16 protein-coding genes are annotated in these 24,214 nt (G+C 41.8%); 4 read left to right on the top strand and 12 right to left on the bottom strand.

Annotated elements, in window-relative coordinates:
- Positions 1 to 58 precede the first annotated feature (58 nt).
- The 3 genes from QQL36_RS30515 to QQL36_RS30505 form a co-directional block, all read right to left on the bottom strand.
- Positions 59 to 1,708 (bottom strand): Na+/H+ antiporter, encoded by a 1,650-nt coding sequence (locus QQL36_RS30515; RefSeq protein ID WP_321567874.1) that lies wholly within the window; start codon positions 1,706 to 1,708, stop codon positions 59 to 61.
- A 46-nt stretch (positions 1,709 to 1,754) separates the two neighbouring features.
- A complete protein-coding gene (locus QQL36_RS30510; RefSeq protein ID WP_321567873.1) occupies positions 1,755 to 4,928 on the bottom strand; it encodes a chemotaxis protein CheB in 3,174 nt (1,057 codons plus the stop codon).
- A 639-nt stretch (positions 4,929 to 5,567) separates the two neighbouring features.
- Entirely contained in the window at positions 5,568 to 5,912 is a 345-nt protein-coding gene (locus QQL36_RS30505; RefSeq protein WP_321567872.1) for a glutaminase domain-containing protein, read from the bottom strand.
- Between the two features lie 411 nt (positions 5,913 to 6,323).
- On the opposite strand from QQL36_RS30505, the gene QQL36_RS30500 reads away from it, so the two are divergent.
- A complete protein-coding gene (locus QQL36_RS30500; RefSeq protein WP_321567871.1) occupies positions 6,324 to 7,706 on the top strand; it encodes a T9SS type A sorting domain-containing protein in 1,383 nt (460 codons plus the stop codon).
- A 64-nt stretch (positions 7,707 to 7,770) separates the two neighbouring features.
- Here QQL36_RS30500 and QQL36_RS30495 read toward each other — a convergent pair whose 3' ends face one another.
- From QQL36_RS30495 to QQL36_RS30485, 3 genes are read right to left on the bottom strand one after another with little or no spacing between them, the layout of a single operon-like run.
- A complete protein-coding gene (locus QQL36_RS30495; protein WP_083729247.1) occupies positions 7,771 to 8,937 on the bottom strand; it encodes a glycosidase in 1,167 nt (388 codons plus the stop codon).
- 24 nt (positions 8,938 to 8,961) lie between these two features.
- On the bottom strand, positions 8,962 to 10,791 hold the full coding sequence (locus QQL36_RS30490) for a sodium:solute symporter family protein (RefSeq protein ID WP_083729245.1): 1,830 nt from the start codon (positions 10,789 to 10,791) through the stop codon (positions 8,962 to 8,964).
- Between the two features lie 3 nt (positions 10,792 to 10,794).
- Positions 10,795 to 11,922, bottom strand: coding sequence for a glycoside hydrolase family 26 protein (locus tag QQL36_RS30485; RefSeq protein ID WP_321567870.1), 1,128 nt, complete (start codon positions 11,920 to 11,922; stop codon positions 10,795 to 10,797).
- Positions 11,923 to 12,140: 218 nt separating this feature from the next.
- On the opposite strand from QQL36_RS30485, the gene QQL36_RS30480 reads away from it, so the two are divergent.
- Entirely contained in the window at positions 12,141 to 13,028 is an 888-nt protein-coding gene (locus tag QQL36_RS30480) for a helix-turn-helix domain-containing protein (protein ID WP_083729241.1), read from the top strand.
- Between the two features lie 87 nt (positions 13,029 to 13,115).
- On the opposite strand, the gene QQL36_RS30475 is transcribed toward QQL36_RS30480, so the two are convergent.
- The 4 genes from QQL36_RS30475 to QQL36_RS30460 form a co-directional block, all read right to left on the bottom strand.
- Positions 13,116 to 14,207 (bottom strand): IPT/TIG domain-containing protein, encoded by a 1,092-nt coding sequence (locus QQL36_RS30475; protein WP_083729239.1) that lies wholly within the window; start codon positions 14,205 to 14,207, stop codon positions 13,116 to 13,118.
- 11 nt (positions 14,208 to 14,218) lie between these two features.
- A complete protein-coding gene (locus QQL36_RS30470) occupies positions 14,219 to 15,859 on the bottom strand; it encodes a RagB/SusD family nutrient uptake outer membrane protein (protein ID WP_083729237.1) in 1,641 nt (546 codons plus the stop codon).
- A 20-nt stretch (positions 15,860 to 15,879) separates the two neighbouring features.
- Positions 15,880 to 19,053 carry a SusC/RagA family TonB-linked outer membrane protein gene (locus QQL36_RS30465; RefSeq protein ID WP_083729235.1) on the bottom strand — a complete coding sequence of 1,058 codons (3,174 nt, stop codon included), beginning with the start codon at positions 19,051 to 19,053 and terminating at the stop codon, positions 15,880 to 15,882.
- Between the two features lie 567 nt (positions 19,054 to 19,620).
- Positions 19,621 to 20,109: a CPCC family cysteine-rich protein gene (locus QQL36_RS30460; RefSeq protein WP_321567869.1), complete on the bottom strand. Its 489-nt coding sequence runs from the start codon at positions 20,107 to 20,109 to the stop codon at positions 19,621 to 19,623.
- A gap of 79 nt (positions 20,110 to 20,188) precedes the next feature.
- Here QQL36_RS30460 and QQL36_RS30455 point away from each other — a divergent pair, with 79 nt between their 5' ends.
- Together QQL36_RS30455 and QQL36_RS30450 are read left to right on the top strand one after the other, a co-directional pair.
- Positions 20,189 to 20,758, top strand: a complete 570-nt coding sequence (locus QQL36_RS30455; RefSeq protein ID WP_083729231.1) for a Crp/Fnr family transcriptional regulator — start codon at positions 20,189 to 20,191, stop codon at positions 20,756 to 20,758.
- Between the two features lie 60 nt (positions 20,759 to 20,818).
- The gene (locus tag QQL36_RS30450) at positions 20,819 to 21,229 is read left to right on the top strand and encodes a DUF4267 domain-containing protein (RefSeq protein WP_321567868.1); all 411 of its coding nucleotides are present in this window, start codon (positions 20,819 to 20,821) and stop codon (positions 21,227 to 21,229) included.
- Positions 21,230 to 21,380: 151 nt separating this feature from the next.
- Here QQL36_RS30450 and QQL36_RS30445 read toward each other — a convergent pair whose 3' ends face one another.
- Together QQL36_RS30445 and QQL36_RS30440 are read right to left on the bottom strand one after the other, a co-directional pair.
- The gene (locus QQL36_RS30445) at positions 21,381 to 23,213 is read right to left on the bottom strand and encodes an OmpA family protein (protein ID WP_321567867.1); all 1,833 of its coding nucleotides are present in this window, start codon (positions 23,211 to 23,213) and stop codon (positions 21,381 to 21,383) included.
- Positions 23,214 to 23,224: 11 nt separating this feature from the next.
- Entirely contained in the window at positions 23,225 to 24,214 is a 990-nt protein-coding gene (locus tag QQL36_RS30440; protein ID WP_321567866.1) for a type IX secretion system membrane protein PorP/SprF, read from the bottom strand.

Genomic DNA, 24,214 nt, shown 5'->3' with positions numbered 1-24,214 from the left:
ATAAAGTTATTTTAATAATAATTCAATTGTAGTTGGGAAAGTCAATATTAATCGGGTATTATTCTTCTCCTCTCATGAGCACCTCATTCAGACTGAGATCATCCCGATCCAGTTCCTGCTCCAGCTTCCGGATAGATAGATTACTATAGCTACCTTCTTTATAAAGTCTGATCAACAATTCACGACGAAACCTGCTAATTTCTATTTGCGCTGTCAATATGGGGGCAATAGGGATTGACAGCCACGACTGCTTAACAATATTTCTGTGTTGCCGGCGACTATCATTTTCAATTTTATTTTGCAGCTGTAAAAGTGTGGCTTCATATTCTGCTTTTACCTGTCGTTTTATTTTGTCGTCAAGGTGTATAGGAAATTCATGCTCAATAAAGTGAAGAATATTTTGAACAATAAACAATTTTAGTTCCTGTTCCTCTTTATGGGCCTGTAAAGTTGGCTTTACGCCAAGGATCTTTATCAATAGTGGAAGTGATAAACCCTGAATGACCAATGTGACAAAAATAACTACAAAGGTCAGGAACAGGATCAATGAACGTTGCGGAAAAGGCGCTCCACCTATCAGCGTTATTGGCAATGCCAGGGCGGTAGCCATTGATACAATACCTCTGGTGCCTGTCCAGGCAACAATCAATACATTTTTCCAGGTATTTATTTTTTCATCCTGAATATCCTTTGAAGCGGTCGCTTTAATTTTATTAGAGAGTAAATTATGTGAATATGCTGTTGCAAAGACCCACATTACCCGCACTACGATAACAACGATACTTATTAAAAATCCATAAGCAATTAATATGGGTAATGAATACTTTTCCAGTTCTTTTAAAGCATTCGGCAATTGTTGTCCGATCAGTAAAAAAATAAATCCGTTTAGGATATATACCAATGTGTCCCATACTGATTTTGACCGCATTCTTGTCTGATAGGAAAATATCTCTGGCGAACGCCAGGAAATAAAAAGACTGGTACTAACCACTGCAAGTACGCCAGATAAATGTAGTTGTTCTGCCAGAATATAGGAAATGAAAGGGCTTAATAACGTCAGACTTGTACTGGCAATGGAATTGTGGGTGATCATTTTATGCAACCATACAAAAATATATCCGGTTATAAACCCACATAATATACCACCACAAACCAATAAGGTAAATTGCAATCCAGCTTGCCAGAATACAAAAGCGCCGGTGTTAATTGCAATCATTGAAAACCGGTAAGCGATGAGCGCACTGGCATCGTTGACCAGGCTTTCGCCTTCAATAATGGTCATTACCCGTTTGTTAATACTTAACCCTTTAGTAATTCCAGTTGCCGCTACAGCATCAGGAGGAGATACAATGGCCCCGAGTGCAAAGGCAAGTGGCCAGCTAAATCCTGGTATACAATAATGAGCTGCAAGCGCTACGGTAATAGTTGTAAAAAAAACTAATGCTATGGCTAACGCTGAGATAGAGATTATCTCTTCTCTAAAGTCATGCCAGGAGGTATGGGAAGCTGCATCATAAAGCAAAGGTGGTAAAAACAATAGAAAAACCACTTCCGGATCTAAAATGATCATAGGAAAATGTGGAACTACACCTAAAATTGCACCAGTAATTACCAGAAGTATTGGAAACGGAAATTTTACTTTTTCAGCAAAAGCCGATAAAGCAACAAGAACAGTTAATATAAGAACTATCGCATCAAATTGTTGCATCTTAATGGAAGGTAATATATTTCACTGGCATACATTTAATTCAATGCTAAGAAGGCCTGATATAAATGATGAATTTACTTCCCTTACCAGGTGCACTTTCAACTTTCAGATCTCCTTGTGCAGCATGTATAATCTTTCTGGCAAGGTATAACCCTATACCATGTCCTTCTACATGAAGGTTGAGCCTTCCATAAATGGTAAATATCTTTTTAATTCCTTCCTGGGTCATACCTATTCCATTATCCTCTACACTCAGCATAACATATTTGCCCTCTTTCCTGCTTTGAATGTGGATCTTCGGTTGCTCAGGACCGGAAAATTTCATTGCATTGGAAATCAGGTTATACAATATACTTCTCAGGTTCTTTTGGGAAAAAGATATTTCTTTTACTTCAAGTTCTGTAGTGATTACAGCGTGTGTATTTTTGATTTTTTTTTCAAGGCTCCATTCAATATTACTGATCACCTCACTGATATTTACCTGCTCGGTATCATTCATGTTGTTTTCCAGTCTGGCCACTGTGCCAATACTCCTGACAAGTAAACTGAATTTCTTAACAGAGGAATTGATAACTTTGGTAAACTCCATCAATTCCGAATTGTTATTCTCCAGCAGGTTCATCAATGCAATACTTGACTCTATACTACTCAATGGATCCAATAAATCATGTGAAGCCATATGAATAAAATGGTCAAGATCTGCATTAATACGCAGGAGGCTTTCATTCTTTTCATCTAATTCTATCTTTGCCTTTTTCAGTGCAGTAATATCATTAAAGGAAATAACCGCTCCTTTACGTATATTTTCTTCCTGTTTTATGTAAGGCATAATCATCATTTGGAACCAATGCCCTTCATTGGTTTCGATTTCTTTGATAATATCAACCCCATCATCAAGTACTTGCATGACATCATCTACAATAGAACTCATCCTGATATTAGTGGAAATGTGGCTGATCGGTCTTCCGATATCAGCCTCCTGCAGATTGATCAGTTTTACAGCAGCAGGGGAATATTTCATTAACTCAAGTTGTTCATTCAAAAATATCTGGCCATTAATATTACTTCTGAAATAGTTGTTCAAATCGTCATTTATTTCAAGTAACTGTTTATTCTTTAACTGATACTCAGCATTGATGGTATGTAGTTCTTCATTCACGGATTGCATTTCTTCGTTGGTACTTTGCATTTCTTCATTGGATGAAATAAGCTCTTCGTTGAAAGACTGCATATTTTCATTGTAAGCATCAATTCTTTCATAGGCCGCGGAAAGCTTTTCTTTGACTTCTTTCAATTCACTCTCCAGGTTTGATAAGTATTGAACATTATATGCGCGTTCGTCAAAAACCTGGTATTCTGTATGAATATCCGAAAAGGCCGGATCTTCTCTAAAGATGATTAAAAATGAGGCCGGACTTCCATTTTTGGCCTCCAGTGGGGAAATGGTGAGGCTTACTGCAATTTTTTTACCTTTTAATTCGACAGGAATACCCAGGACACCAATTTTTTTATTTGTTACTGACACCTGACTTATTAAGGTATTATATGCCAGTTTCAGCTGTTCGGGCAACAATTCCAACAGGTTTGAATTAAAGTTTTGTTGAAGCAGGTATTTGGCCGTATTACCATATGACTTGACTACCTGATAGTTGTCATTAATAATTAGAGCCAGGTAATCCAGTTCATTAGCAAGTATATCATTCACCATTTCTGCTACATCATTTCCTTTGTTTCTACCGTCATACTCCCTCATCGGGGTAATTTTAGATGACTGAATTGATTCAGGTATTGAAAATGCATCGAAAGTAATCGTTCTTTTTTCACTGATATTTTTATATAATCTCCACTTTTTGCTGATCACTTCCAGGTTGTTAATAATAGAAGTGGGGGTTTCACTGGAACCTAAAAACAGGTAGCCATTATATTTAAGTCCAAAGAGCAGCATTGAAAATATTTTCTTCTGCAAATAGGGAGTCATATAGATCAGCAGATTGCGGCAACTGATAAAATGCATATTGCAATAAGGGGGATTCTTTACCAGGTCATGCTGCGAAAATATTACCATTTGGCGTATACCGGGAGATACCCTGTAGCTCTCACCCTCCTTTGTAAAATACTTCTGCAACCTATCAGTGGACATATCTTTTACACTACTCCAATGGTATAAACCTTTGCTGGCGTATAGCAATGCAGAGCTGTCCAGATCGGTAGCAAAGAGTTTCACCGTCGTATTTTTATAAGGGCCGACCAACTGTTCTTTGATCAGTATAGCCATTGAATATACTTCCTCACCTGTAGCACAACCTGCAACCCACATTTTAAGTTCATCCCCGGGATTAAGATTAGATAGCAGATCGGGCAGAATACTTTTTTCTATGATGTCAAAGGCTTCTGCATCTCTAAAAAAAGAAGTGACGCTGATAAGAAAGTCTTTGGCCAGTGTTTCCACCTCAGCAGGATTTACGCGCAAAAATTCCAGATAATCTTCAAGCGTGGTAAAATTAGCAGAGGTTGCTCTGCGTTTAGTTCGCCGGAGAAGGGTAGTTAGTTTGTAATCTGAAAAATCAAGTGGCAATTGCTCTTTTATATAATCAATGATAGAAACAATTGTATTTTCATTTTCCTGTTCACCGGCTGCAGTTTCCAACTGTTGTTCTACGTAATCTTCGATTACTGCTGGCATTGCGGAAGGTTCTAATACAAAGTCAACCATTCCGGTGGCTATTGCACTTGATGGCATACTGGAGAACTTTGATGTAAGAGGTTCCCTGACAATCACCAGGCCTCCTGCTCTCTTGATGGCTGTTACACCATCTGAACCATCAGACCCTAATCCTGATAGCACAATCGCTATCGCTCTCTTACCATAACTAATGGCGAGGGAATTAAAAAACATATTGATGGTGAGATAAGGTGCCTTTTGCATTTCCTTGCCGGTTAAGTATAACCGGCCATTCCGGACGGTCATTAACTTATCATTGGGAATCAGGTAAACATGATTGGATTGGATGAGAATTTCATTTTCTGCTTCCTGTATCCGTAACTTGCTATGCCTGGACAGTAAATCCACCATCCTGCTTTTAAAATGTTCCGATAGATGCTGAACAATCACATATGCAACTCCATCCAATGGTGTATTATCAAAAAAAGTATTAATCTCATCCATACCACCAGCGGAAGCACCAATGGCTATAATGTGATGGGGCTCTATCATGATCATTGTAATAATTGTTTAACTTGTAACTTTTTGAAAGCGGGTGCAGAAGGTAAGTCGTTGTAGTCTAAGATAGGCTAATATTCTCAATAGCCATTTCTAAGGTCATAGGCCCTTAATGTTCTTCCAGGTGTATAAATACTGTTGCTGCAAAAAAAGATCTTATAATAGATTGCTAACTCATGAGTGTAAAACCTCCACTCAATCCTTATTCAAACTATTATAGGAGCGTCACATAGTTAATTATAGTCCGGTTTGCTTCAAAAGGAAATAGTAGTTTAATTGATAAGGCCAACGCCAACGTTCAGGATTATTTTCAGACCACAGTTACTACCTCATTTAACAGTGGTAGTATGTGAAGAAAGACTCTTACGAGTGAATAATTACTGGGATGTAAAGTAACGATATGTTACTTCATATTCTTCTAAAAAGAAAGGTAAGACTTTTCCATGACATATCTTAGAAGTTATTTGGGTTATAGTCTTAACTGGAAGATTCCTTCATTAAATTCGCTTGTGGAATGAAATGGGGATGTATTATAAGTAACAAGAAGGCCATGAGAATTGCATGTACGAGAATGCTCTCCATCTGGTACCCGAATAAAAAGGGGCCGTCCCGAAGTGGAGACGGCCCTATTGACATGATTTAGTTAGTGTGCAATTTGTCCGCTAATACTTTCATGTAGAACCCGCCTACAAAACTTCTCGCTTTGAAGTTCTCACGAATGCCAGTCTCTGAATCGTAAAAATCATTGAGCGGAACACGGGAGGGTGTCTCTAATGCGTGTATATACAGTGGTTGGATCAATGCTTCAAACTGCTCCTTTTCCGGAGCAAAAGTGGCTGTCCACGCAATCCAGTCATTTTTAGTATAGGATTTACGGCTATCCAGTGGATACGCAGGCGCTATTCTATTCTGCGCCTGTAGCTGGCAAGTGGAAAAAAAACATGCAAGTACGCTGAGACCTTTTAATCTGTTGAATTTAATCATCTTAGATTTTTGTGAATTTTGTTTGGAATTTTAGCAGGTTAAAATTAGATAACCGGAATTTCTGAGTTTATGATTTTTGCCCCAGGATTAAAAATATTCAGATAAATTTTGCAATGTTTTTGCAATTTTCACGAAGAAGCATCACTTTTTGATTTTATTTTAGTGATATTAGGGAGATATCTTTCTGTGGCTTCCTTATTAATATATATTGCTTTTGTAGCCTTCCTACATCTTCAGGAACGACCACTGATGAATATTAAATAAAGAAAGCTGTCTTCAATATTACTAGAAATATATATATTAGCAGCGCTAAAGTTCCCACCTAACCATATCTGGTACCCCTCAGGTCTGTTATTTTAATAATACCTGTAGTCTGCTCTATTTATAACCATTACTAGTAAACAACATCCTATGATGAAAAACCGGTATTTAAGATGGGTATTGATTGCCATCTGTTGCTTTTTCAAATTATTTGCCCACGCTCAATGCAGTCTGGTTGGCTGGGCCAGCCAAAACGGCGGTGTAACAGGTGGTGGAACTGCCACTCCTGTAATTGTAAGCACCTATGATGCACTTAAAACTGCGATTACCTCTTCAACTGTAAAAGTCGTGCACATATCAGGCACGATCACCATTCCTTCTGGTGGTAGAATTAGTTTTCAGGACCAGTCAGCAAAGACAATTTATGGATTGCCCGGTTCTAAGCTGGTATCAAACGATCTCACAAAAGATGGTTCCGGTATCATCTATGTAAAACGTGTATCAAATGTGATCTTCAGGAACGTCACTTTTGTAGGCCCTGCTGCTTATGATACTGACGGATGGGATAACATGACGATCGATAATAGTACGAATGTGTGGGTAGACCATTGCGATTTTCAGGACGGTATGGATGGAAATCTGGATATCAAAGCTGCTGCCGATTACATTTCAGTGACCTGGTGTAAATTCTCGTATAACAAAACGCCTGTTGCAGGTGGCTCAGGAGGATCTGACGATCACCGTTTCTCTAACCTGTTTGGTTCCAGTGACGGCGCTACCGGCGACAGAGGGAAACTGCGCATCACACTGGCCAACTGCTGGTGGGCACAGGGTTGTAAAGAGCGTATGCCAAGAGTAAGATTTGGTAAAGTACACCTGGTGAATAATTATTTCAACTCCACTGTTTCCAACAAATGCATCATGGCAGGCTATGAAGCCGACCTGCTCATAGAAGGGAACGTATTTGAGAATGTGAAAAATCCGATTGATCTGATGGACAATACATTTACAGCCATCACTCAAAAGAATAATCTCTTCACCAATACTTCCGGCAATACATCCGGCAGTGGTACGGCTTTCACGCCTCCATATACATTGACGGCCGATCCTGCCAGCTCTGTGAAAGCGCTGGTCACTGCTGGCGCAGGTGCCACCCTGACCACTCCTGATTGCGGCAGCACAGGCACTACGCAAATTGCACTTACGACAACTGCAACTCCTGTTGCCGGAGGAACGATCACGTCTTCAGCCAGAATAGCAGCGCTGAGTACTGTCGAAGTGAGCCGTGTTTATCCTAATCCTACGCATGGAAATACAACCATCAATGTAACCCTTGCTAAAGATGAGCAGACGATCATCCGGCTATTTGATGCGCAGGGTAAGCTCGTAAAAGATCTGGGTGTAGTAAGATCGGAGACAGAGGGTACACAACAACTTACTTATAATTTCAGTGGGCAGACTCCGGGCCTATACTTTGTGAGCTTTATGACTAATAAAGGCGCAATTTCAACCTATAAATTATTGATTGATTAGTAACTAACAGAGCAGACAAGGTAAGGAGCCGCCTCAATTATTATTGAGACGGTTCCTTTTATCCTTAAATCCTTTCATTCCCCTCAATAATCTGCAGGATCTTCTCCACACTCGCTGCTGACCGCAGCCCATCCGCCGGTGTATGCACTACATAATCCAACAACCGATCTATAGAAGAAACCGCCACATGCATCCGCGTATCTGAAGAAGCATAATAAATAAAAACAGTACCATCATCATCAGCTACCCATCCATTGCTAAAAAGCACATTGGATACATCGCCTACTCTTTCTTCTCCTTCAGGAGCCATAAAGTACCCCCCGGGTTTATAAATCACCTTAGTAAGGTCGTTCAGATCTGTCATGAACATATACAATACATAACGCAAGCCCGCCGCTGTATTACGCACACCATGTGCAAGATGTAACCATCCTTTAGGCGTTTTGATCGGAGCAGGACCCTGCCCATTCTTTGCTTCATAAACAGTATGATATACTTTAGCGTCGATCACAATTTCCTGATCAATCACCGCCGGTGTCATACTATCGGAAAGACCAAAACCAATACCTCCACCAGATCCGGTATTAATAAACCCATCCTGAGGGCGCGTATAAAAACCATATTTCCCTTCTACAAATTCAGGATGTAACACCACATTCCGCTGTTGGGGAGAAGGTGTCACCAGATCAGGCAGCCGTTCCCATGTAAGCATATCTTTAGTTCGCACAATGCCGCATTGTGCGATGGCAGCAGATTGATCACCTGCATCTGCAGATGGATCACGACGTTCAGTACAGAACAGCCCATATATCCAGCCATCTTCATGTTGTACCAACCGGATATCATATATGTTAGTATCAGGAACTGCTAATTCCGGTATGAGTGAGGGCCGGTCCCAGAACCGGAAGTTATCTATACCATTGTCACTTTCAGCTACCGCAAAAAATGATTTACGATCAGCACCTTCTACTCTGGCCATCAGCAGGTATTTACCATTCAGTTTTATAGCACCGGCATTGAATACGCCGTTAATACCAAACCGTTCCATCAGGTATGGATTGGTCCCTTTATTAAGGTCGTATTTCCAGGCAAGTGGTGCATGCGCAGCAGTCAATACAGGATAACGGTACCTATCATATACCCCATTGCCTAAAGGTTGTTTTTCATTAGGCCGGCTAATCAATTGGTCATAGGCCGTTTGTAAGGCTTCCAATCTCTTTTCAAAGTTCATAAATATATTTTTTCCGGTTACTAGTTAATTTTCCAGTTTATCCCACCAGGTACGTTTGAGTATAAAGCTCACCACTATCAGTACACAAACAGTTAACAGCAGTGGCAGTTTTAACCACAATACGACATACATTGGAAGTATGGTCAGGCAGGATTGAGCGATGATACCCAACACTACATTGAACATATCCAGCTTAAAGCGCCGGTTAGCTACGAATGTCGGGTCATCTTTGATTACCATTTCATGTATCGGTTTCCAGAACCCCCACGGCTTTACAGTACGATAGAATGATTTTAATGTTTCCGTATCTGTAGGAGGAGTTGCATAAGTACCAATGATGCAGCCAGTTAGCGAAATGACGAATAAAAGTGGCCAGTTGTACAAAGGCAGCCCTTTGAAAATTAAAGGGAATATCAAAGCTGCAACGATACCACAGATCATTCCCCAGAAAAACCCACCCGCATTAAAGCGCCACCAATACCATTTAAGCATATTAGCAGCGATATATCCACCGTATAATGCGCCTACTATCCATTGCAGAATGCTATTCACATCCTTTGCAAAAAATCCCAGCACTATACTCACCGCTACAGTCAGGATCCCTACGATGTAATTCATGGAGATGATCTTTTTGGTAGAGGCATGTGGATTTACATACTTCAGGTATATATCATTCACGATATACGCCTGTGCAGCATTCAGAGTTCCGGAAAACGTACCCATAAAGGCGCCTAACAGCCCTGTCAGTACTATCCCCAATATACCCGCCGGCAGAAAAGTATTGATGGCAGAAGGTAAGATCCGCTCAAAATCTACGCCTGTTGATGAAGTAATATCCAGTTGATGATAGTACAACAATGACAGTACAGTGAGCCCGATGATGAGAGAATAGCGTACCGGCAATAAAATGATAGATACAAAACCTGTCATTTTAGAAGCGTCTTTAGGTGATCGGGATGATAAGACTTTCTGCATATCATAGTTAGGCGCAGGGCCTGCCAGACTGGCGAAAATCCCTTTGAATATCATCATCATGAAGAAGAGACCAAACAGACTATACCCATCATCTGATATCTTTTTATTAGCCTCGGCGATGATATTAGACCAGTCAAGGTCCAGTTTCCAGCCAAAGAGTGGATTTTCCCAGCCACCCGGTACGTTCAGCACGACCCCAGGACGATGCAGGTGCAACATTGCAATCACCGCGATAGCGATACAGCCCACCGTCATGATCACATATTTAATCACATCACTCAACACGATGCTATGCATGCCTCCCAACACGGAGTAGAACATCGCAAAGAGCGTGAAAATAATCCCATAAAAATGAGCGACATAAGCGGGCGGTATGGTAAATGGAAGATAGGGCTGTACAAGATGCCAGGGTAAAAATATCTCGATGAATTTTCCTAATCCTACAAAGCCATAGGCAAGGAAGCCCAGACAGCCAATCAGCGCAAACGCCACCACCACGCTGTGAGAACCTTTTACACCTTTGCCCTTCAGACCAAAGCGGGTGGCCAGCCATTCAGCACCGGTGTTTGCATTGGAACGTCGTAACCATTTAGCCAGGAACATCATATTAAATACCTGGTTGAAAACCGGCCATAACCAGGGTATCCAGATACTCTTCATCCCATAAACAAAACAGAGGGAGACCATCCACATCGTGCCACTAATATCGAACATATCAGAAGCATCGCTTAAACCTAACATATACCACGGCAATTTCTTGCCTCCCATTAAATAACTTTCTTTGTTTTCTCTTGCCTTCTTTCGTAAAAACCATCCGATCATCACCATTGTGATCAGATAGAGAATGATGATTGCAAGATCAATAAATGTTAATCTCATGCATTACTTGTATAGGGACAGTGCAGCCGCATCTTTCTGGAACAGCGTTCTATCCTGGTTATAATAAATTATAAAGTCGTCAGCAGATACCTGTCCTTTGAAAGGTACATAGTAATGCATCTTTTTCATCCATTCGTTGTAACCATGGTTACGCCAGAGTAGGGTATAGGCAATGTGATGATCCCCAATCGCATCCGTCAGTGTTTTGGTCCACCATTGTGCATAAGGAACCGCTTCATATCCCGTCTCTGCCAATGCTGAGATTTTGTTCTTTTCTTTCGCGATGGTTTCCAATATCGCCAGCTGCGCATTGGTCTGTTTCATAAAATTGTTGCTGGTAGCAGGATCATCCCATTGATAGGTATCAAAGCTGACAACGTCCACCATATCATCACCCGGATACCTGGAAAGGAATTGTTCTCTGGTAAATTCACCGCCGGTATTGTATACGTACAATAAGTTGTGTAATTGTTTTACCTGCTGCAGATAGTAGATGGTGAAACGCCATAGCGTAATGAATTCGTCTGCAGAACAGGCATTTTGTCCCCACCAGAACCAGGTGCCGGTCAGCTCATGATAGGGGCGGAATAAGATAGGGATCGCTTCTCCTTTTTTACCTTTCAGGGAAGCTAAAAAGGCAGCTACATTATCCAGCCATTCTTTGTATTTCGCATGTTCGGCGCCACCGGGAAGTATAGCCCGCACCGTACCATGCGTTGTATCCCACGCACCTTTTTCTGCTCCAATGGGACTTGTAACATGCCAGCTGATGGTGGAAACACCTCCTCTTTCATATGCTTCCTGGATATATTTACGGATCTTTTTGAAGGGTACCTGATCGAGGTTAGCGTCTTTTCCCGATTCTATCCCACCCAGGTCCCAGCCATACAGTGCCGGATAATCTCCGGTCACTTCTTTTACATCACTGGCACCTGATTTATATCGCCAGTTCACCCCATAGGCCAGGTCATCCTGGTGGCCGAAAAGATATCCTTTTTCCGGCAGTTTTTTCAGGTTCCTGTATAGATTAACTGTTTCCTGTGTAGCCTGTTTATCGGCCGGAAAATCCTGCGCAAATGCATGCGCTGAAAATGCCAGACCAATCATCATACTACAAATATTTTTTAGCATCTTAAAGTGATTTTAAATTAAGCAAGTGGAATTCTTAATTGCGGATTAAATGCTCATAACGTTTAATAATATTATACAAAATTGCTGTTATTTTTAACTCTTCTTTAATACTCTTTTATCTATTTATTATACTTAAACAGTCGAATTATTTTATTTAACCCACAAGTATCTAAATTTCAAATGTTTACTGTTTATGTTGAAGTAATACTTTATTATTCATGAAAGAGCATTTATTAAGAGAAATTACACCACTCACACAAAGCGACTGTTTTACCCTCTTTTCAAGAGAGAAAAAAGAATTCGATTTCCCCCTACATTACCACGAAGAATTTGAATTGAACTTTATTCAAAATGCTGCCGGTGCCAAAAGGATCATTGGTGATCATATAGAAGAAATAGGTGAGCTTGAATTAGTACTGGTTGGACCTAATCTTCATCATGGATGGTTCAATCATCATTTTATGGGAGGTCAGCTTACAGAGATCACCATACAATTCCACCGCGACCTGTTCGATGCAAAGTTCCTTCAGCGTAATCAGATGAACTTTATCCGCAACATGTTTGAACGTTCTTTGCGGGGTATCCTTTTCTCTAAAGAGACTACCAGGATGATTATGCCCCGGCTTGTTCAGTTACCCAAAAAACATGGATTTGACTCTGTACTTGAACTGATGTCTATCCTGCATGACCTGTCTACTTCCCGGAATATGCGGATCCTGTCTGATTCAGGTTTCGTGCCTGTTGAGACCCTTGCCTACAATAGCCGTCGTATCGAAAAGATCATGAAATACCTGAATGAGAATTTCGACAAGAACGTCACACTCAGGGAAGCTGCGAAGATTGCAGCTATGACCAATGTTGCCTTCAGCCGTTTCTTTAAGATGAAGATCGGTCAGACCTTTGTAGATACCCTGTTGGAGATTCGTTTAGGACATGCTTCCCGCATGCTGATCGACACAACGCATACTATTAGTGAGATCGCCTATAAAAGTGGTTTCAACAACATCTCTAACTTCAACAGGATATTTAAAAAGAAAAAAGGTTGTACACCCAAAGAGTTCAGACAGGAATACACTTCTTCTATGGGTGTGAGGACCTTTGTATGATTAATTCTTTGATAATACTACCGCATCCTGGCCGGTACAAAAAAGGATGTATTCTTACCAGAATACACCCTTTCTGTTATGCTACAATTACAGGAAGCCAATATCATCGAGATAGATGGTCTCTGCTGTACCACTGGATTCCTGTATCACCAGTGATGTCAGCGTAGTAGGAGACCCAACCTCTGTTAATAATACGGTATAGTCTGTCCATTTACCGGCTGTCAGCGTCAATGTTTTAACATTGCTATAATCACTGTTCACCACGATATTTACGGTATTCCCATCCGTATCAGCACCACCATAAATGGATATCTTCAACGCGGTACAGGAACTCAGGTCTTTGGCAGAACCGGTGTTAGCGAGAGATACCCCTCCCCAGCCGGAAGTAAAGGCCGCCTTTATAGAATAGGTACCACGTTTTACAGGAGATGTATTGGCAAAATCATTGTTTACACTCCAGCTCCAGTCAGCCCAGTTCGCAGCCAAAGCATCATCATAAATGATATGTTGGAAACCGAATTTGGTGGCAGAGGATGAAGTACCTCCCGGTGTAGTGACATAAATATATTCCTGCACGATACCATCCGGTACTTTGACAACGATCTGGGTAGAAGTGGAAGAAACAATTTCTGCCGTTACATCGCCAAATTTCACCCCGGTTAAATTGTCAAAATAAGTACCTGTGATGGTTACCTCTGTGCCGGCATCTCCCGCAGCAGGTGTAAAGCTACTGATCACGGCAGCCGGTTGAGCGACAGTGAAATCATAATCCACACTACCATGCATGGTTACAACAGTGATCTTGTTGGTAGTCGTACTTGTACTATAAGATACTGTAGTAGGAATGGTAAATATGATCAGCTCATCTGTAACCAATGTTGGATTGAAATAGATACTCACCCCATTGATGTAGATCTTCATTGTCGTTTTCAGGTGCTGACCTACGATCCCATATTGATTACTGATAGAACCGGAAGTAATAGTAGAATCAGCAGCTACCACCATAGATGAAGTGGTCGTAACAGACGAATCTAATGTCACCTGTTTGGTAACAGTGACCGTATCTGTCTTGCTAAGTGTTCTGATGCGGGTGATCACGGGTGCAGATGAATCCTCTTCCTTTTTACAGGATGCGAACACGAAAAGCATTAATAAGGTAAAAACAATAGTATTTTTCATGTTTTTATTCTTTAAAAGTCATAAGCTACTGGCGCTTCTGACAGTAATGGATTAGCCGTGATTTCCACAGCAGGGATCGGGAACAGGAAGTCGTCATTCGTTGGTGTTAAATAACCATTACCATAACGAACAGGAACCGTACTGTTATCTGAAGTGCCTCTGTCCTGCTGTTTGATCAGCAGGATAGCAAGTGGGTGAGCCGTGGCATTGTAACCATCTATACGCCCCAGGTCATACCAGAAATCATCTTCAAAAGCAAACTCTCTTCTGCGCTCATCCAGGATATCATCTCTGTATAATGTGGTGGGCGCATTGGGATTAGTAGTTGCATTGTAAGCGGCATTAGCCGTGTAATATCCTCTTTTGATCTGGGTCAGACTTGTCAATCCGGACCTGTTACGTACCTTATTCAATGCTGCCAGCGCAGTAGCGTCTGAAGAAGAGGATGCACCGGCCATAATAGCCTCAGCGTAGATCAGCAATACATCGGAGTAACGCATCATGTAAGTATTGTTGGGCATGGCCTGTGAACCACCTACACCACCATTATCACTTGCATTCCCTACTACATATTTTTTCGTACCGGTGTGTGTGCCACCAGGATTACAATCTGAACCTACGGTAAATCCACCATCGGAAGAATGTATTTCACTGTAAGTATCACCAGGCACCATCACAGTAGCATGTTTACGTGCATCTCCGTCATCATACATATCGAGCAGATCGAAGGTGGGTGAGAGCACGCCCCATCCATCGCCAAAACCGGAGATAGTAGTCGTGTAGGCCAACAGGGACTGTGCGGGGTTCGCTTGTCCATAGGTAGCATTCGTAGCCCATTGCAGTTGAATCACAGATTCTTCGTTGTTGTTATTCGCAGTTTTGAACAGGTCGTTGAAGGTAACGCCGGTTACATCCGCACCATACAACCGGAATTCACCGCTACTGATCACTTTTTCTGCCTTGGCACGGGCGTTGGTATAATCCTGCATGTACAGGTATACCTTGGCCATCAGGGCACTGGCGGAGCCGCTGGATACCCTTCCCTGTGAAGAATAGGAAGAGCTTCTTGTCATAGTATAACAGTTCTTTTCTGCAAATTCAAGATCTATCAGTATGAATTTGTAGACATCTGTTACCAGGTTGCGATGCACCTTGTAGTTACTGATATATTCTGTATAATCTTCTATAATAGGTACTGCACCGAAGATGCGCACCAGGTGAAAGTAAGCCAGTGCCCTCATCAGGTGAGCTTCGCCCAGCGCATTGTTCAGCACATCTGTACTTACAGAAGAAGACGCCTTTTCATTCAGGTTTTTGATCACAGCATTACACTGTGCCACTACTGTAAAAAGGGAGTTCCAGGCGTTTACCACTTCTGCATTCACATTAGTCGCCGTCCAGTCCTGAAAGTTGATCACATCGGAGGAATAAGAACGTGCATTACCAGAAGACAATTCAGAGATGCCCAATCCTGCTTTTCCCACCCATCCAAACCAGGGCACACTATATAAAGCATTTGTACTGGCGGTTACCTGGGCGTCTGTTTTATAGTAGGCATCTACGGTTACACCATCCTGAGGTGTACCATTGAAAAAATCTTTACTGCAACTCGTCAATAAAAATACAGTTAGCAGTGATATGATTGTTTTCATTTTAACTTAGTTTAATTAGATTAAAACTCTGCATTGACACCAAAAGTGATCGTGCGGGCAGCTGGATACCGGCCAAGGTCTACGTTGCGAAGGAATACACTTTGGTTGTTCTGACCTACTTCCGGATCCAGACCTGAGTAGTTCGTGAAAGTGTATAGGTTTTGTCCGCTTACATAGAATTTAGCCTTGCTAAATCTCGCCCTTTTCACCCACTCAGAAGGCAATGTATATCCCAGCATTACGTTCTGTATCTTCAGATAAGAAGCGCTTTCAATGAAGCGATCAGAGTTGTATAAGTTTGGATTATCCCCGATCCTTGGGGCAGGGATGTCTGAATTTGGATTTTCTTCGGACCAGAAGTTAGCCGTATAAGCCATTTGGTTCTGATACAGAGAAGATAATCCCGCTGTTGAATATTTCAGCGCATTCAGAATTTTACCACCATAAGAACCATTCAGGAAGATAGACAGGTCAAATCCTTTATAAGAGAAGGTGTTGGTAATACCATAAGTGAACGTAGGATTAGGGCTTCCCAATATAGTTTGATCACTTGAGTTAATCACACCATCACCATTTACATCTACGTATTGAATATCACCTAACCAGGTACCACCGCTTGCATTTTCAACACTTCTGCCAAACTGTAACGGTGCATTTTTCAACTGCTCGGCAGTTTTGAAGATACCTTTTGTTTTATATCCATAAAATGCACCTACTTCTCCACCTTCGATGGTACGGGTAGCGGGTAAGCTCAGGTAACTGACTGTAATACTCTTGTCGATATAAGGTGTACCGGCGGCCAGAGATTCGACCTTGTTTTTGAAGTGAGAGAAGGTCACAGTGGTATTCCAGGTAAAGTCTTTCTTATTGATATTATGGGTAGTGATTGTAAAGTCAAAACCTCTGTTGCTGATTTTACCTCCATTGATGTATGGAGCACCTACCACAGCACCACTGGAATATTCAGCAGTACCGCCTAACACATAACCGGGCAACGCCTGTTGGAAGATGAAGTTCTTGGATGTCTTGTAGAAGTAGTCAAAGATTACATCTACCCGGCCTCTAAGCAGGCTAAAGTCAATACCTGCATCAGTTTGTTGTGCAGCTTCCCATGTCAGTTTTACGTTTTCCACTTTATCTACCAGGAACCCGGTACCCAGACCAGTGCTCACGGTGGCAAGTGCAGCGCCGTATTTATAGTTGGCCACATTCTGGTTACCGACTTCACCATATCCTACACGGATTTTGATGTTGTCAGCCACCTCTTTTACTTTAGTCATGAAAGGTTCTTCAGAAATTCTCCATGATGCAGCGAAAGAAGGGAAATACCCTGTCTGGTGACCATCTGCAAATTTGGAGGATCTGTCAGAACGGACTGTGGCAGTCAGGCTATATTTGTTATCATAAGTATAGATACCACGCGCAAAGAAAGACTCCATGGTTTGCTGCCCCTTATATTCACCTACAGTAGCGGTAGAGGCAGTACCATTCCCCAGGGTCTGGTTGTTGTCGTCATCCCCGGCTACAAAACCTTTGATGCTGGCAGTCACACCACCCCAGGTAGACTTCGTCACTTCATGCCCTAACATAGCCGTCACGCTATGTTTTGTGCCGAATTGATGTGCATAGGTGAGGTATTCCTTCCAGCCCCAATATTGAGAATTAGCCATGTATTCAGTCAGCTGTGCGGTTTCATTTGTATAGGCACCCCATTTATAGGTAGGTAAGTATACTTTCGCATTTGACCAGTTGAAGTCTCCATTTAATTCTGATCTCAGGGTCAGATCTTTGTAGAGTTTCATATCGGCGTAAAGGGTAGCATTGATATTATAGCGGACAAGGTTGTTGGTGATACTCATGGCCTGCGCTACAGGGTTGATCGTACCTTCTGTCGTACTGGAAGGTCCGGCATAGGAACCATCCGCATTATATACAGGCTGATCTGGAGCATTGAGCAATGCGTTATAAATAATACCGGTATTATCGCCCAGCGTAGCGTGTTGTTCACTACGGCTGGCATTCATAGCAGTACCGGCTTTAAACCACGGTTTTACCTGGCTGTTCACATTTGTTCTGAAAGTATAGCGGTTAAAGTCATTACCGATAATAGTCCCTTCCTGGTTCAGATAGCCACCGGAGATATAATAATCGGTACCATCCTTCGCCCCTGATACAGATAACTGGTGACTTTGCATAGGAGCAGATCTGAAGATCGCATCCTGCCAGTTGGTCCCTTCACCCAGTAAGTCAGGGTTGGCAAATTCTCCTCTCCGTGTAGTACCTGCCAGATCCGCCAGTACATTCTGGAATTTGGCATATTGTCTCAGGTTCATCATATCCAGGAACTTTCCCTGTTCCTGCACACCATAGAATCCATCATAGGCTACTCTTGCGGTACCAGCTTTACCTCTCTTGGTCGTAACGATGATCACACCATTAGAAGCTCTTGCACCATAAATGGCGGTTGCAGAAGCGTCTTTCAGCACATCGATAGACTCGATATCGCTGGGGTTGATCATGGCCAGCGGGCTTACCGCTCTGCCACTGGCAGCATCATTGCCCGCACTGCTTAACTGTACTGTGCGACCACTTGTACTTGAGTTGGTAGCATCGCCAGAGATAGGTACACCATCGATCACATACAGCGGCTCATTGGATAAACTTAAAGAAGTGATACCCCTGATGTTCACAGAAGTTTCGCTTCCGGGAGCACCACTGTTTTGTGTGATGGTGACACCAGAAATTTTACCTTGTAAGATCTGGTCCATACTTACCTGTGGAATGTTCGCGATCTGGTCGCTTTTAATAGAGCTGATAGCACCATTCACATCAGATTTTTTCTGTGTACCATAACCGATCACAACGACATCGCTCAGAGTAGTACTGGTGTATTCCAATACTACATTCAGAGTAGTCTTGTTACCGATATTAATTTCCTGAGGTTTCATTCCGATGAATGAAACCAGCAAGGTTTTTTCCTGCTCTGGTACAGAGATGGTGAACTGACCGTTACCGTCAGTCATCGTGGAAATTTTGGTGTTGTTTTTCACAACGATCGTCGCTCCAGGCAACTTTAATCCTTTATTGTCTGAAATAGTCCCCTTAATGACCCGTGGATTGTTTTGAGCCCGGAGAGTGCCTGGATTTGAAATCATTAATGCAATCAACACTACAAATAGTAAGACTTTTTGCATAGTTTGATTATATTAACATGTATTGTGTACATGTTTGATGTAGAAAAATGTGTCTAATCTTTTTTTGACTGACAGATAAAATGCCCCCATCGCTGTATCTGGTGATACAGTCAATTAGTAGTAATAATGAAATGCCAGTTTGATTAACTCGCTTTCTTTTTGATGTTTTGTGGAAAATGTTGTGATAGGGTGATTTTAAAGTTTAGTTTCATATAGTGGAATATTTATGTTAACAAATCTATAACTTCTTAATCAATTCATGATAATACTTGTTTATCTAAAAAAAATACTTTTTTAGCCAGCATGCGAGATGGGTATTCCACTTCATTTTTGCGTTTTAACCACCTTTCTCCTTAGCTACTATGATTTTATCTGGATATATTTTGGGGTGTAGTGAATATTTATTATGACATTTAATAGTAGTACTTTTTTAGCTTATAATAATACCCGGTGTTATTTGGTATGGAAGGGGGGAGCCACTTTTCCCGTATTGGTAAGAATAAGGTTATGTGGGGGCCTTGTGTTATTTCATCAAAAAATTCGGTAAGTTGCCTCCCCACACCTCCATCACAACTTCGGCACCACCAGCGCCGCCAGCAGATCTTTACTTACCTCTTTCCATTCTATCCAGATATGGTCCTGCGGTAGTTCGTCTCCCGTCATTCTATCTTCTATATCCTGCCTGCGCCGCTCATAAAATTCAATTGTCCGCAACACCCTTGCCGTATCGAAATCAACCTCCCCATCAATCAGTTCAATATTGCTTTCCAGCATACGACCAATATTAATCCTATTCGCCGTCAAAGACAAATTGCCATTCGGCCCTGAAATGAAAACCCCTTCAGTTTGCAATCCTTCTAAAATACTCTTCGCATGGTCATCCTGTCCATCATCTTCCCAATTACAGATGCTGCATATATCAAATTCACCCCTCGCTGTACGCGTAGGAAACCCACACCCAGGGCAAGTGTATAAATGAATATCATTTGCCTGAAGGTAAGTATCGTAATGCGCCCTTCTGAAATGAAAACCAACTAATATTTCGGATTCGTTCATCAGTGGGAAGTTAACAATTTTCTATCTATTAGCGCCTACAGGAAAAATGTGTAAATTTATAACCACGTAAATAATTCGGATGAACCTGCTTATCGAAAATATCAAATCTATTGTGCCACTATCTCCCGCAGATGAAAAAATCATCAATAGCCTATTTCAAAAAATAGTGATAGATAAAGATGAGCATATCTTACAGGAAGGCCAAATTTGCCGCCGTGTAGTATTCATCGAAAAAGGAATAGTAAGATATTACCTGAGGAATAACGGCGAAGAGCAAACCTTCTATTTTAATAAAGAAGGGGAGTGGGTGTGCGACTATCCCAGCTTCTTACCAAAAATACCTGCAATTACGAATATACAGGCTTTAGAAACAACAACCGCCTGGGTGATCAGCTATGATGATCTGCAAAAGTTCTATCAGCAGGTTCCTCAGGGTGAAAGGTTCGGACGTTTAGCCATAGAACAGGTTTATATCAATGCGGTAGCACAATTATCCTCATTATACAACGATAAACCCCAGGCACGCTATCAAAAGTTTGTTCAGACTTATTTTGACATTGCGCAGCGTATCCCCCAATATTATATCGCTTCTTATGTAGGTGTCAAACCCCAATCTTTAAGCCGGATCCGCAAGCGACTTATTTATTAACCCAGGTGCATGAAAAGGATCCGCTAATGCCTCAATTTTGTGTTATTAATTCATAACACAATGAAAACAAACAAAAACTGGGGATTTAATTCAGCATCTTATTGGATGACATTCTTACTGGCAGCAGGAATCATCTTCATCGGCGGCAGATTTATAATAGCACCTTCCGTAGGTGCCAATGGTTTTGGAATTCCTATATCGGGTGTTGAAGACCTGCCATACGGAAGAATAAAGGGCATACGCGACATCTTTTCCGGACTAATGCTATTCCCATTTCTATTCCTGAAAATGCGCCGATCTGCTGCATTGGCTTTAACAACTGCCATCATCATACCGGCTAATGACTTTTGTATTGTCTTGATGACCAATGGTGCAAAAGACATCCAACACCTGCTTATCCACGGTCTGACATTCGTTTACATGATCGTGACCAGTATTTTATTATTTAGAAAAAACACACATCCTGAATAATAAACATCACCACTCATTATCATTTTGGCCGGTTGTAAAAAAGACACAATAAAAGTAATCGCCACCGGGCTAATTGATTATAACGGTTTCCTGTAACTATGTCGCTATTTAACACAAAAGAGGAAGCTTGCTTCCTCTTTTGTGTTAAACTTCAATAATACACCTTCAACGTCGACCGCCTGTTTTTCCTATGCTCTTCCTCCCCACAAGGCACCCCATCCGCACACGGATTTACCAGCTCCTGTTCCCCAAGATTTTCATAATAAAGATTCTTTGGCGATACCCCACTTTTAATCAGGTAATCTATCACAGCATAACATCTCAAAGCCGACAGATCCATATTATAATCATTGCTCCCCCTACTATCCGTATAAGACCGTACCATCAATTTCCATTGCGGATAATTCCTGAGCACATTCGCTACCCTGTCCAGCAGTTCTCTTGAACTAGTCAGCAGGATCGCACTGTTATAATCATAATAAAAGCACATGTGCTCAAGTTTATCAATAACAGCACTATCTTCCCCACTAAGTGTTTTACGCGTAGATGAAGGGGGCTCCACCTTTGCCAGCTCCGGAACAGTCATCTCTGGAACAATCACCTCTGGTACACCCTGCTCTGGCACAACCATCTTCGGCACCGCCACCTCCGGCTTATTCTCCAATTTCTCTGTCACATGCGTATCCATAAAATGATAAACATCATCCCCTCCATTCCCTCCATTCCTGTTCGACGCAAAATAACCTTCATAGTAATTGTCCTTCATAATAAACCCCAGATCATCACCACCTGAATTAAAAGGCATTTTCAGGTTCACGGGTTCACTCCATTCATCACCACTGCCCACTGCACGGAAAATATCAAAACCACCAATTCCAATATGTCCTTTACTTGAAAAATAAAGCACCCCCGGTTCATTGACAGTAGGAAAGGTCTCTTCTGATGATGTATTGATAACATTCCCACAGTTCCTTGGCATCCCCCACGTTCCATTTGCCTTCCGCTCACTATACCATATATCTGTCTTCCCCACTCCCCCCGGTCTGTCTGATACAAGGTAAAGTATCTGACCACTAATTACGACATTACCCGTATAACTGCCCGGTGCATTTAATTCAGTAACAGGTGCAAGTGCAGACCATGTATCACCTTTCTTAAAAGCCCAGAACAGCGACATTAAACGCTGCCCGTTTATCGGCCCCTTTTTCGTTTTGTGAAACACATCTGCATTTAAGGTCACATAGACAGTATCCTCCCTGTTATTAAAACATACCGGACCTACATGATATGGTAATTTCCCCAGTAGTTTCGGCAGCACTTCTTCCAGGTAAGTATTGGCATTACTTCCTTTCTGATATTGTTTAAATACATATGGTTTGAAATATGGCTGATCTACCCGTGGATCAATCTCAGGATGACGCTCTGACCCTGTAGTCAGCAACATTTTCCGGTATCCGTTAGAAACCAGCAGCAATCCATCTTTTACCACACCACTGATCCAATCAGCACCAGGCGTGCTCAGTTCCTTAATATTCTCTAATGCCATGAAGTGCGAACTTTTCTTCCAGAGCACCCCACTATCACAACCTGCCAATAGTCTGTTCTTCCATTGCATACTATCTGTATTCGATGTAGTATACAATGCAATGTATTTTTTAGCAGAGTCGTAATGTTCCATATTCATCAGTGTTTCCCCATACAACATATTTACTGCCGAAGAACAACCGGGATGCTGCAACATCCTGAAATACCAATAACCCGCTTCTTCAAACCTCGCCATTGCTACATAACAATTTGCTGTTTTGTCCAGTAAGACCAATGGTGCCTTTTTCCCTTTCCTGTCAGCTAACTGACCATACAATTTGGCCGCATCTGCATATTCCTGTCTTGCAAATGCTTCGTCCCCCAGTTCTATCAGGCTTTTATCTTCCTGCCCATAACTGAATAAAGGGATAAACAGCAATACTATAAGTTTACGCAACATCTTTTCTGATTTTAAAAATACCGTGGACTTGATACACTGTACCTTTTAGGACGGAATAAAATACCTATCGAGATTTCATGCGAGCCTCCCTGTGCATCGGCCAGCTCATTCAGATTCAGATCATATGCATACCCGATCCTGTAGTTGTCAGAAATATAAAATTCAACAAGTGCACTGGCAGCATTTTTCGCCTCCAGACCCGTCGGCAGATCTTTACGCCATACCGGCAATGCAGTACGATAAGAACCGCCTATCCAAAATACACGATCGATTAGCAGCATAGCATTGAAATCTATATTTGTCGGACCTTTCAGATCATCTTTGACCATGACTGACGGCTTTAGCTGCAACTGTTCTGACAAAGAAAGCATACAACCGGTTGACAGGTAGAGGTGCGTTGTCTTCCGGATATTTTCATAATTATATCCTTTCCATTTATAGTCAGCAGTGAGGTATTGGCTAAAGAGATCCAATGCAGACACACTGATAAAAAAGGAAGGAGAATGATAATAAATACCAAAGCGGGCATCAGGAGTAAGGGCATTGACACCTCCACCCGGGAAGGTGGGGTCTTCCGCATCAAAGTACTGAAGACTTTCACCATCCAGATGATATTGAGCCACGCCAACACCCAGACCGAAACTCAGGTGTTGTGTGCGATTCGCATTCAGCGGAATCTGGTAAGAGTAGGAGGCATAAAGAGAATATGCCTGTTGTGGCCCTGACATATCAGCCATTAACTGTACACCCAGACCCATTCCTGCCTTGTCTTTATCATGACGTAACGGGCCATCAAATGACACGCCTGCCGTTCGCGGCGCACCGGGTAACCCCGTCCATTGTTGTCTGTAGATCGTGTTCAGGTACCACGCATTTTTATATCCTGCATATGCAGGATTCACACTGAGGCCATTGAAAATGTATTGACTGAACTGCACATTCTGCTGTGCAGTTGATTGCAACGCCCCTGTTAACAATAAAAAAACTATCAGTGTACGCAT

Origin of the sequence: Chitinophaga sp. LS1, from assembly GCF_034274695.1 — a bacterium.
Classification (GTDB): Bacteria; Bacteroidota; Bacteroidia; order Chitinophagales; family Chitinophagaceae; genus Chitinophaga.
This window is presented reverse-complemented; position numbering and strand designations above follow the sequence as displayed.

Excerpts from the sequence above, each read along its gene's own strand:
- QQL36_RS30515 (WP_321567874.1), bottom strand. The coding sequence starts at position 1,708 with ATGCAACAATTTGATGCGATAGTTCTTATATTAACTGTTCTTGTTGCT.
- QQL36_RS30510 (WP_321567873.1), bottom strand. The coding sequence starts at position 4,928 with ATGATCATGATAGAGCCCCATCACATTATAGCCATTGGTGCTTCCGCT.
- QQL36_RS30505 (WP_321567872.1), bottom strand. The coding sequence starts at position 5,912 with ATGATTAAATTCAACAGATTAAAAGGTCTCAGCGTACTTGCATGTTTT.
- QQL36_RS30500 (WP_321567871.1), top strand. The coding sequence starts at position 6,324 with ATGATGAAAAACCGGTATTTAAGATGGGTATTGATTGCCATCTGTTGC.
- QQL36_RS30495 (WP_083729247.1), bottom strand. The coding sequence starts at position 8,937 with ATGAACTTTGAAAAGAGATTGGAAGCCTTACAAACGGCCTATGACCAA.
- QQL36_RS30490 (WP_083729245.1), bottom strand. The coding sequence starts at position 10,791 with ATGAGATTAACATTTATTGATCTTGCAATCATCATTCTCTATCTGATC.
- QQL36_RS30485 (WP_321567870.1), bottom strand. The coding sequence starts at position 11,922 with ATGCTAAAAAATATTTGTAGTATGATGATTGGTCTGGCATTTTCAGCG.
- QQL36_RS30480 (WP_083729241.1), top strand. The coding sequence starts at position 12,141 with ATGAAAGAGCATTTATTAAGAGAAATTACACCACTCACACAAAGCGAC.
- QQL36_RS30475 (WP_083729239.1), bottom strand. The coding sequence starts at position 14,207 with ATGAAAAATACTATTGTTTTTACCTTATTAATGCTTTTCGTGTTCGCA.
- QQL36_RS30470 (WP_083729237.1), bottom strand. The coding sequence starts at position 15,859 with ATGAAAACAATCATATCACTGCTAACTGTATTTTTATTGACGAGTTGC.
- QQL36_RS30465 (WP_083729235.1), bottom strand. The coding sequence starts at position 19,053 with ATGCAAAAAGTCTTACTATTTGTAGTGTTGATTGCATTAATGATTTCA.
- QQL36_RS30460 (WP_321567869.1), bottom strand. The coding sequence starts at position 20,109 with ATGAACGAATCCGAAATATTAGTTGGTTTTCATTTCAGAAGGGCGCAT.
- QQL36_RS30455 (WP_083729231.1), top strand. The coding sequence starts at position 20,189 with ATGAACCTGCTTATCGAAAATATCAAATCTATTGTGCCACTATCTCCC.
- QQL36_RS30450 (WP_321567868.1), top strand. The coding sequence starts at position 20,819 with ATGAAAACAAACAAAAACTGGGGATTTAATTCAGCATCTTATTGGATG.
- QQL36_RS30445 (WP_321567867.1), bottom strand. The coding sequence starts at position 23,213 with ATGTTGCGTAAACTTATAGTATTGCTGTTTATCCCTTTATTCAGTTAT.
- QQL36_RS30440 (WP_321567866.1), bottom strand. The coding sequence starts at position 24,214 with ATGCGTACACTGATAGTTTTTTTATTGTTAACAGGGGCGTTGCAATCA.